Below are 9,089 nucleotides of genomic sequence, written 5' to 3'. Positions count from 1 at the left end.
TTTATCCGCAGCTGACAGGTGAGCAGTGTAAAACCGTAACCGAAGCGGTTATAGCGTCGGTAAAAGAACTGCGCCCGGTGTCATTACTGGTTTAGTGCGTAAACTATTTGCAAGAACTACGCTTCATTGACAGGCGACATAGAACACCCGCCGAAGGCGAAATTGCCACCCGGGGTGATTGATTTTTGGATTTTCTAAACCTTTAAGCCCGATTTAAGGTTAATTACGGGAAATTGTGTTTTGATGGAAAAGCAAAAATGCATTATTGTCATTGAAGATGAAGCTGCCGTACAGCAGAACCTGGTTGAAAACCTGATACGAAACGGCTTTGATGTTTTTGCCTATTTCAATGCAGAACAGGCATTGGAATCGGAAATATTAAACCTTGCAGATGCTGTCATTATGGATCTCCGGCTCCCGGGCATCGATGGCTGGCAGGCCACTTCCATTATTAAAAACAATAATTCCGGGCTACCCGTTCTTATGTTAACAGCCTACAGTGACGTACATCAGCGGGTACAGGGCTTTGAAACCGGGGCCGACGACTACATCATCAAGCCTTTTTTTATGGAGGAACTGATAGCCCGTTTAAAAACAATTTTAAGAAGATATGAAATGGTTCCTGGTGGAAAAAGATTCTATCAGGCAGGTGATTTACATATTGACATTAAGGGGAAAACTGTATATCGGGGTAAAGGGGTGATCAGGTTAAGCCAGACAGAATTTAACCTCCTGGCATTGTTGGCCGACGGCAACGGGTTACCAGTTTCCAAAGACACAATTCTTAAAAAGATCTGGAAGGGAAAATACAGTGTAGGTGAAAATACCGTAGAAGTATACATTAATTTATTAAGAAGCAAAATTGATAAACCATACCCGGTTAAACTGATCCATACAAAACCGGGGTTCGGTTATTACCTGGCCGCAGAACAGTAAAAACACTACGCAAATAAAGCCAACTATTTAATGTGGTTATGAAAAGCTTACGGGTAACGTTGCCTTCGGCTACGAATTAAGCCGTTTTTAAGCTTAATTTCATTACTATGCAGGCGAAAAACTGTTTCAGCCACGTCACAGTTATCAGAGAAAAAAGCGATACTACGGTGTCGCTTTCTTTTTTTATTCCCCTTGTCTTTTTAAAATTTACTAACGTAATATAACACCGCCATACATACGTTGTACAGATCGGATAAAATACCACTAAAATTTATTTCTCAAGCTGAATTTAAGATTGCCGGCAGTAAGGTCCATAATGTTTTGTATTTAGTTTTGACATATGCAATCCCGTACATTTTACGAAATCGCATTCGGTAATTCATCCGGCAGCCCGGGGTTTTTCCCGATCTGTTTTTCTTCTATCCTTTTATCAAGCTCAACTATCGTTTCCCTGGCAGCCGCTTCATACGTTTTGGCGGTACTGCAGAAAAAAATGGGTCCGGCATCGGTTGTAAGATTTATTTCGCATACTTTCCCATTGTCACATACTTCAGATGTACTCTGTAAACATACCTGCGCCCTGGATATTTCCCTGTGCTTTTTGTGCAATTGGGTCAACTTACTTCTGATATAACCAATTACCCAATCCTGCACCTCTCCTGCGGTATTTTTAAATTCGATGATCATAGCCGGGTTTATTTTATCAGGTTCAAGTTACGGCGCGGTAGCCGGCTGCGAAATGACTACCGGCAACAGGCAATATGATTTATGTTAATTTAAAAATGATCTATATCAGGGGGTTTATCCAATTTGAATCGCCTCACGGCTACATCGGCAATCAGAACCTGGAGCCAGACAGGCAAATTAAGCGTAATAAAGTAATATGCACCGCCTGATGAGATTCCGTAATTAAAAGCTGCCTGTAACAACTACAGGCAGTTCTGTTTTTTATCCTGATAACTGACAGTTCTATCTGTTCGCAATAAACACCGGAATCTTATGATCCCTGATAACGTCTGTAACAAAGCTTCGTTTAAACAACATCGAAAACGATGAACGGCTATATGCCCCGCTTACCAGAATGCTGTCTTTTCTTTCGCTTATCCACAATGCAAAATATTTTTTAGGATCGATGCCAAGCTTAAAGAAAGTAAGATCGGAAAAATGCCTGCTTGCCAGCTCCTCTATATTTTGCTCATCGGGGAATGCGATCTGGTCATTGTCTTTTACAAATACCAATACCGTTTTATTACCGGCCAATTCAGGAAACAGGTAAGCAAATTGTTTTATCGCGTATACCGAAGAATCGGTTCCGTCATAAGCAAGGATGTTCTTTTCGGGAAATCGAAAATGCTCCGGCACGATCACAACGGGGCATTCGGCATCATGCACGGCTTCTTTGAGGTAAGTATTCGGTTCTTCACTGCTTATGTTGTGATAAAACGATTCGCTTCCAAGGATCAACAGATCGGCAAACCTCGTTTCTTTCTTCAACCCGGGCAACGCAAATTCAGTCAGGTCCTTATGCACCCTGAATTCAATATGAGCCGATTGGCATAATGTACTGAAGCGGCTGATATTCTTTTCAATATGGGCGGCATCCTCTTCTTCAAGCATCGGTATTACCATTCCGGAAACAGAGGCGGCTGAATAACTCCATAAATTTGAATAATCAATCAGCGGCATAAAAACCCCGGTAAGCAGTATGGGCGAAACTTCATTCATTTTCCGGGCAAACTCAAAGGCGCCTTCGCTGAAATGCGCCCCATCAAAGACCAGCAATATCTTTTTCATTTGAAATAGTGTTTATAGTTGTATTGAATAGTATAAAGTTATTTCGATATTAAGCCGAAAAACATGATCCATGTCACTTACCGGCATGATCAGATAACGGTAATACGGCACACTGATATATCTCACACCTTCTTATGATGGCGGTCGTTCATCCGGCACCCCTGACCGTCCTACATTCGATACATCATTATTTAATAACCAAAAAAAATGGAGGACATATGTCAACAAGAGAATTAACCAAAAGAAGTGAATCATTCCCCGCTTTCTTCGATGATTTCTTCAAACCCTGGAACGAATGGATGGGTATGGGAAGGGCATTGACAACACCGGCCGTCAATATCACCGAAAACAAGAATCATTTCGAGATATCGGTTGCAGCCCCGGGATTGAAGAAAAACGATTTCAATATTGATGTAGATGACAACATGCTCACCATCAGTAGTGAAAAAGAAGAAAAGAAAGAAGAAAAAGACGAACGTTGTACCCGCAAAGAGTACAACTATTCTTCTTTTACCCGCAGTTTCACCCTCCCTGAAGATGTTATCAAAGACAAGATCGAGGCGGTTTATGAAGACGGTGTTTTACGCATTACGCTTCCTAAAACCGAACAGGCCAAAAAAGCGACCCTTTCAAAACATATAACTGTAAAGTAGGCATGGGTCATTCACTTCCAGGTCCCGCTGTTGCAGTAAGGCGGGACCTTTACCATTTAAATAATTTTCTATGCGTGGTTCCTATAAAATGCTGACGATCCGGGGCATCAGCTTACATATTCACTGGACGTTCTTATTATTGATAGGCTGGGTATTGCTCGTAAATGCCGCCACCGGTAACAATGTGGAGCAACTTACGTGGTCGCTATTGTTTTTAGCGGCGGTGTTCGCCTGTATAACCCTGCACGAACTGGGGCATGCAATGATGGCGGCCCGCTTTGGCATAAAAGCGAAAAACATCGTACTGTTACCCATAGGCGGCATAGCAAGCATCGAAAAATTTCCTGAAAATCCCCGGCAGGAGCTGGCAATAAGTATAGCGGGGCCGCTCGTAAACCTGGCCATAGCCGGTTTATTATGGTTGTTCATACCCAACATACCATTGATAGATGATGAACAACACATGACCATTATGCATGGCCATGACTTTATATACAACCTGCGGATCGTAAATGTTATTCTGGCGGTATTCAATCTTATACTTGCCTTTCCCATGGACGGCGGCAGGATCCTGCGCGCCCTGCTGGGATTCAAACTGAATTATATTCAGGCTACTACCATTGCCGCAACCGTTGGTAAGATCATTGCCATCCTGTTCATTGTAGCAGGAATAGTGTTGATCAATCCCATACTACCAGCTATCGGCATCTTCATTATTTTCTCCGCCGGCGCCGAGGAATATTACCTGCGTTTAAAGTCGCTGGTAAAAGGCATTAAACTGAATGAGGTATTGATGTACGACTACAACAGCCTGCAGGCAAATATGACCGTACAGGAAGCCGCCAATGTGCTTAACAGCAATCACAGCAAATACTTTATACTGATGGATGGCATTACCCCCACCGGCACCATCAATCGCATGGAGATCATAAAAGAACTTGCTGACATGCATTACAACGAACCCATCAAAAACCTGGTAAAAGAAAAACCGGAGCTGTTAAACGGCAATAAGGAAATTGATACTGTGCTGGAAAAGCTCGCCCGTAACGATGAAAGGATCTACCCGGTTATGGACAATAGCAATTTTATAGGCGTGGTAAACCTAAATCATATCATCGAATACCTGTTACTGAACAAAGTGAATACAAAGGAATACGGCAGGATCAGGTCCCTGGCCGGGTTACTGCATTGATGTACCTCCGACCTGAATACGCTTATCCAAAAAAAACGATAATGTGCAAAAGAAAACTACTTGTGGCACGAAAGAATCGTTGATGCCGCAAGCATAAACTGGAAGAGCCTGTCCCCTTCCAACTTTCCATATACTTTGCGCCAATCGACCGGTTCAGTGCCATTATTTTCCCACGTATTTACTTACCAGTTCTATTAATTCGTCGGCATCGAATGGCTTTATGATATAATCATTGGCGCCGGCCGCCAACCCTTTTTTGATCTCTGACTGTTCTGCGGAAGCGGTAAAAAAAAGAAAGGGAGTTTTTTCGAAAGTAGATTTTGCACGAAGGATCTCAAGCAAATGAAAGCCATCAATTTCAGGCATCATAATATCGCAGAGGATAAGATCAGGCTTTTCCGTTAAGGCAATTTCCAACCCTTCCTGCCCATTGCAGGCAGCAATAACCTGGAAATTTGCCAGTTCAAGCAATTCAGTTGTGTTCTCCCGGATCGCGATATTGTCCTCAACCAACAGTATCCGTTTCATTGCGAAGATATTAGAGTTGAAACGTTTTTTTATAAAACGAAGTCCTATAAAGTTACATGAAGGTATGAAAACAATAATTGACCCTGCAAAAAAGTTTATGATAAACCGGTTGTCATATTATACATCTTTTTAAAGAATATGAACGTTTTGAGCCCAGCGCTTTAAATAGGGTAACCGGTTTGCTGCCATTTCCACGATATCCTCCGGCAGGTTTACCTTTTCCATTTTTTTCATCCTTCCATCAGAAGTAACGGATTATGAGAAGTGTCATGATGCTGCTTGACGGCTCTCACTCATCGGCTTGCCATATATTTCTAAATTTAAAAAAAGAAAGCATCATGAATATCATCATTGCATCTCCCCATGCTGAAGCCGGCAAGATACCGGAATCGCTTATACGTAATAAATTCAATCATCTCGGTAAAATATATCCCAGGATCGAATACTGTAAAGTTGTACTGCGCAAAGAAAAGAACGATGTGCAAAACTCCTTCTTTATTGAAGCGATCGTAAAAGTGCCGAACAAACTGCTGTTCTGCAGTGACCGGGATACATCTTATGAAACCACGCTTGACAAGGTACTCCATGACATTGAAAGCCAGTTGCACCGGCACAAGGAAAAAATGGAAGAAAAACGATAACAACATTCATATGACAGCGAGATCGATATACCTAAAACGGTTGAAAGCCATTACCGGCAAACCTGTTGAGCATTTCGCTTATCCCTATGGCGTTTGGAACGCCTCCGCCATTACCGAATTAAAAAAAAGAGGCATAAAGTCGGCATACCAGTTAACCGGGAAAAAAAGTACGGAAGCACCGTTATTCACCATAGAGCGCATGCTGGTGCAGGGCAACTGGACGGGAAAGGTTCTGATCAAACATATGACAACATCATTCAGCCAGTGACGAAAAAGGCTCAGGGCGCAAAGTGAATTCATGCTTTAATTAAGACATCTCCTATTCCTGCACTGTATGACCACTGTTTCAGATGACATTGATCGCCGTCATTGAACCGTTTCTGCAACCGGCAGAACTTTATCATTGTTTACTGATCAATACATCTCGTATGAACTTTTCATTTAACCACCCCTATAAGTTTGCCGGTGAATATGCCGTTCCCGTTGCCTATTTTTGTATGGAATATGCCATTCATCAACCGTTGAAACTATACGCGGGGGGACTCGGTTTTTTAGCAGGCTCGCATATGCGCAGCGCTTATGAATTAAAACAGAACATGGTTGGCGTTGGCATCTTATGGAAATATGGCTATTACGACCAGGTAAGAAAAAGCGACCAGGCCATGGATGTGCTGTTTCAAGAGAAGATCTATGGCTTCCTGGTCAATACAGAAATTAAATTCAGCATACAGGTTTCGGGCCACGATGTATGGGTAACGGCATTGTACCTGCCCCCTGAAGTATTTCATACTGCGCCGCTTTTTTTACTCACTACCGACCTTCCTGAAAATGATTACCTCGCCAAAACAATTTCATTCAAATTATATGACGCCAACCCCCAAACAGGCATTGCAGCCGCCATTCTGCTTGGTGTGGGCGGCGCAAAACTTTTTGAACACCTCAACTGGAAACCCGAAAGATATCATTTGAATGAATCGCATGCCCTTCCGCTTATCTTTTACCTCTATGACAGGTACAAGAATATAGATCTGATAAAAGAAAAAATGGTATTTACCAACCATACGCCCGAACAGGCCGGCAATCCGCAAACCGATTTTATGCTGCTTGAAAAAATGGGCTTCTTTTGCGGCATCCCTGCAACGGAAGTACGGATGATCGCGAAATTAGATGATCATGTATTGGACCATACCCTCACGGCACTGCGTTTATCGGGCATAGCCAATGGCGTATCAAAAAAACATGTGAATACGCTGATCAAAATGTGGCAGGCATATGAGGAGATATGCCCGATAATTTCGATCACGAATGCACAGAACTTTACCTATTGGGCCGATCATGAAATGTACGATGGGGCCGCTACAAATGATATGGCCGGCATTCAAAAAAGAAAGATAACCGGCAAGAACAACCTGTTTGAAGTGGTAGCCGATCAAACCGGGGAAATTTATGATGAAAAAATACTGACCATCGTTTTCGCCAAACGGTTCGCCGGCTATAAACGCGCCGACCTGCTTTTTCACGACATGGAAAGGTTCAACCAGATCGTAAACAACGCCGACAGGCCCGTACAGATCATCTGGGCCGGCAAACCTTACCCGATGGATTACCCCGCCATTGGCATTTTTGACAAGATCGCGAACATAACAAAATCATATAAGAACTGTTCGGTGCTCGTGGGCTATGAACTTAAACTCTCGAAACTGTTAAAACATGGCGCCGATGTGTGGCTGAATGTGCCGCGTTTAACACACGAGGCATCCGGCACCAGCGGTATGGCCGCCGCAATGAACGGCGCCATCAATGTAAGCACCCCCGACGGCTGGTTTCCCGAATTTGCAAAAGACAAAGTAAACAGTTTCATCATTCCTCCGGCCCCTGCAGGATTACAGGATTTTGAGCAGGACGCCATTGAAGCGGCCAATTTATACGACCTGCTCGAAAAAGAGATCATACCCATGTATTACGACTATCCCGACAGATGGTTGTCGCTGATAAAAAACAGCCTGCAGGATGTAGTACCTTTTTTCGGCAGCAACCGCATGGCGGCCGAATATTATGACAGGATGTATACGCTGAACAACCGGATACAGCAGATCAATGTGAGTGAAAAATCAATTCACCATGTTCATTAACTTTTTTTCATTGAGTATGGTAATTATTCCATCATTGATGTCTATGATCTTTTCACTTTTAAAATCATTAAGCGTCCTGATCATCGATTCGGTGGCGGTTCCGGCCAAAGCAGCAAGATTCTGCCGGCTCATATCAATAGTGGTTTTATAAATTTCATGAACGCCGATCAGCGCTTCCGCCACTTTCCTGCGCAGCGAATTATACGCCATTCCTACCAGCATCTCTTCTTTTTGCGAAATATGATGAGTAAGCAGGTGGGTGAATATATTTACAGCTTCCCTGCTGGTACTGATCAGCTCCATAAAATCTTCTTTAGGGATAACTGCCAGTTCGGTAAATTCAATGGCTTCTGCCATGTCTTTATAAGACGTGCCTTCCATTATTGGTATATAACCTAAAAAATCGCCTTCTTTGTATAACCCGGTGATCAACTGCTTGCCGTCGGCGTTGGTTCTGTATGTTTTAACTTTGCCTTTTTGAATATAATACATTCGTAAGGGCCGGCTTCCTTCGGAGTAGATGAGCTGTTTCTTTTTATAAATGCCGGTATCCCTGTTGCCGGTAAGCAACTCCCTTATTTCATTTTCGGAAAGCGGGTTTTTGAAATCATTTTTATCAACCGCAGCCTGGCTTTTCTGGTTAACCATTTCCGCCTTTTTCAACCTGGTTTCAATGGCGTTCAGCAGTTCGGTTTCATCAAATGGTTTGGTCAGATAATCATCTGCCCCCAGGTCCATTCCTTTACGAACATCGATCCTGTCTGCTTTCGCGCTCATAAATATAAATGGCGTATTGCATAATGAATCATTTTTTTTCATCAAATGTAAAAACCCGTAGCCATCCAGCACCGGCATCATAATATCGCAAAGGATCAGATCGGGAAATTCCTGCATGGCTATAACAATACCTTCCTTCCCGTTTTCCGCACGAAAGACCAGGTAATTTGCCAGTTCGAGGATCTCGGCAATATTGTCCCTGACCTCGTGATTATCTTCAATAACCAGGATCTTTTTCATTGTATTGATTTGAAAGTGAATGATTATAAATGCCAACAGATTATTACTGCCGGAAAATCAAGGGGCTGATGTGTTGTTTTCAGGGAACAGGCGTATACGGGTGAAGATCTGCTAAGGAGCCTGCAGGTATATCTTAAGAAGCTTTTGCGTTACAACAATACCGATCTGTCAATCTGTACTAAAGTTCAGAAAAACA

General features: G+C 42.8%; 10 protein-coding genes. 6 read left to right on the top strand and 4 right to left on the bottom strand.

Features of this window, described 5'->3' with window-relative positions:
- The first annotated feature begins 243 nt into the window (after nucleotides 1-243).
- Nucleotides 244-936 carry a response regulator transcription factor gene (locus tag A4R26_RS30280; RefSeq protein WP_081170271.1) on the top strand — a complete coding sequence of 231 codons (693 nt, stop codon included), beginning with the start codon at nucleotides 244-246 and terminating at the stop codon, nucleotides 934-936.
- Nucleotides 937-1,293: 357 nt separating this feature from the next.
- Here the strand turns inward: A4R26_RS30280 and A4R26_RS30275 are convergent, their stop codons facing one another.
- Together A4R26_RS30275 and A4R26_RS30270 are read right to left on the bottom strand one after the other, a co-directional pair.
- Complete coding sequence (locus A4R26_RS30275) at nucleotides 1,294-1,623, bottom strand: HPF/RaiA family ribosome-associated protein (protein ID WP_081170270.1); 330 nt, start codon at nucleotides 1,621-1,623, stop codon at nucleotides 1,294-1,296.
- A gap of 282 nt (nucleotides 1,624-1,905) precedes the next feature.
- The gene (locus A4R26_RS30270; protein WP_081170269.1) at nucleotides 1,906-2,730 is read right to left on the bottom strand and encodes a hypothetical protein; all 825 of its coding nucleotides are present in this window, start codon (nucleotides 2,728-2,730) and stop codon (nucleotides 1,906-1,908) included.
- Between the two features lie 218 nt (nucleotides 2,731-2,948).
- Here A4R26_RS30270 and A4R26_RS30265 point away from each other — a divergent pair, with 218 nt between their 5' ends.
- Both A4R26_RS30265 and A4R26_RS30260 read left to right on the top strand, forming a co-directional pair.
- Nucleotides 2,949-3,383 carry an Hsp20/alpha crystallin family protein gene (locus A4R26_RS30265; protein ID WP_081170268.1) on the top strand — a complete coding sequence of 145 codons (435 nt, stop codon included), beginning with the start codon at nucleotides 2,949-2,951 and terminating at the stop codon, nucleotides 3,381-3,383.
- Between the two features lie 70 nt (nucleotides 3,384-3,453).
- Nucleotides 3,454-4,575, top strand: coding sequence for a site-2 protease family protein (locus A4R26_RS30260; protein ID WP_081170267.1), 1,122 nt, complete (start codon nucleotides 3,454-3,456; stop codon nucleotides 4,573-4,575).
- A gap of 162 nt (nucleotides 4,576-4,737) precedes the next feature.
- Here A4R26_RS30260 and A4R26_RS30255 read toward each other — a convergent pair whose 3' ends face one another.
- Complete coding sequence (locus A4R26_RS30255; protein ID WP_081170266.1) at nucleotides 4,738-5,103, bottom strand: response regulator; 366 nt, start codon at nucleotides 5,101-5,103, stop codon at nucleotides 4,738-4,740.
- Between the two features lie 338 nt (nucleotides 5,104-5,441).
- Here A4R26_RS30255 and hpf point away from each other — a divergent pair, with 338 nt between their 5' ends.
- The 3 genes from hpf to glgP all read left to right on the top strand — a co-directional run bounded on the left by hpf (nucleotide 5,442) and on the right by glgP (nucleotide 7,876).
- The gene (gene hpf, locus A4R26_RS30250) at nucleotides 5,442-5,744 is read left to right on the top strand and encodes a ribosome hibernation-promoting factor, HPF/YfiA family (RefSeq protein ID WP_165760472.1); all 303 of its coding nucleotides are present in this window, start codon (nucleotides 5,442-5,444) and stop codon (nucleotides 5,742-5,744) included.
- A 10-nt stretch (nucleotides 5,745-5,754) separates the two neighbouring features.
- On the top strand, nucleotides 5,755-6,012 hold the full coding sequence (locus tag A4R26_RS34585) for a polysaccharide deacetylase family protein (RefSeq protein ID WP_242675059.1): 258 nt from the start codon (nucleotides 5,755-5,757) through the stop codon (nucleotides 6,010-6,012).
- Nucleotides 6,013-6,172: 160 nt separating this feature from the next.
- Nucleotides 6,173-7,876, top strand: a complete 1,704-nt coding sequence (glgP, locus tag A4R26_RS30240; protein WP_081170263.1) for an alpha-glucan family phosphorylase — start codon at nucleotides 6,173-6,175, stop codon at nucleotides 7,874-7,876.
- On the opposite strand, the gene A4R26_RS30235 is transcribed toward glgP, so the two are convergent.
- Nucleotides 7,856-8,893 carry a response regulator gene (locus A4R26_RS30235; RefSeq protein ID WP_081170262.1) on the bottom strand — a complete coding sequence of 346 codons (1,038 nt, stop codon included), beginning with the start codon at nucleotides 8,891-8,893 and terminating at the stop codon, nucleotides 7,856-7,858. The genes glgP and A4R26_RS30235 overlap by 21 nt on opposite strands.
- Nucleotides 8,894-9,089: the final 196 nt, after the last annotated feature.

The sequence above is a fragment of the Niastella populi genome (assembly GCF_002078015.1).
Taxonomy (GTDB): Bacteria; Bacteroidota; Bacteroidia; order Chitinophagales; family Chitinophagaceae; genus Niastella; species Niastella populi.
This window is presented reverse-complemented; position numbering and strand designations above follow the sequence as displayed.

Excerpts from the sequence above, each read along its gene's own strand:
- A4R26_RS30265 (WP_081170268.1), top strand. The coding sequence starts at position 2,949 with ATGTCAACAAGAGAATTAACCAAAAGAAGTGAATCATTCCCCGCTTTC.
- A4R26_RS30280 (WP_081170271.1), top strand. The coding sequence starts at position 244 with ATGGAAAAGCAAAAATGCATTATTGTCATTGAAGATGAAGCTGCCGTA.
- A4R26_RS30270 (WP_081170269.1), bottom strand. The coding sequence starts at position 2,730 with ATGAAAAAGATATTGCTGGTCTTTGATGGGGCGCATTTCAGCGAAGGC.
- A4R26_RS30260 (WP_081170267.1), top strand. The coding sequence starts at position 3,454 with ATGCGTGGTTCCTATAAAATGCTGACGATCCGGGGCATCAGCTTACAT.
- A4R26_RS30275 (WP_081170270.1), bottom strand. The coding sequence starts at position 1,623 with ATGATCATCGAATTTAAAAATACCGCAGGAGAGGTGCAGGATTGGGTA.
- A4R26_RS34585 (WP_242675059.1), top strand. The coding sequence starts at position 5,755 with ATGACAGCGAGATCGATATACCTAAAACGGTTGAAAGCCATTACCGGC.
- A4R26_RS30235 (WP_081170262.1), bottom strand. The coding sequence starts at position 8,893 with ATGAAAAAGATCCTGGTTATTGAAGATAATCACGAGGTCAGGGACAAT.
- A4R26_RS30255 (WP_081170266.1), bottom strand. The coding sequence starts at position 5,103 with ATGAAACGGATACTGTTGGTTGAGGACAATATCGCGATCCGGGAGAAC.
- glgP (WP_081170263.1), top strand. The coding sequence starts at position 6,173 with ATGAACTTTTCATTTAACCACCCCTATAAGTTTGCCGGTGAATATGCC.
- hpf (WP_165760472.1), top strand. The coding sequence starts at position 5,442 with ATGAATATCATCATTGCATCTCCCCATGCTGAAGCCGGCAAGATACCG.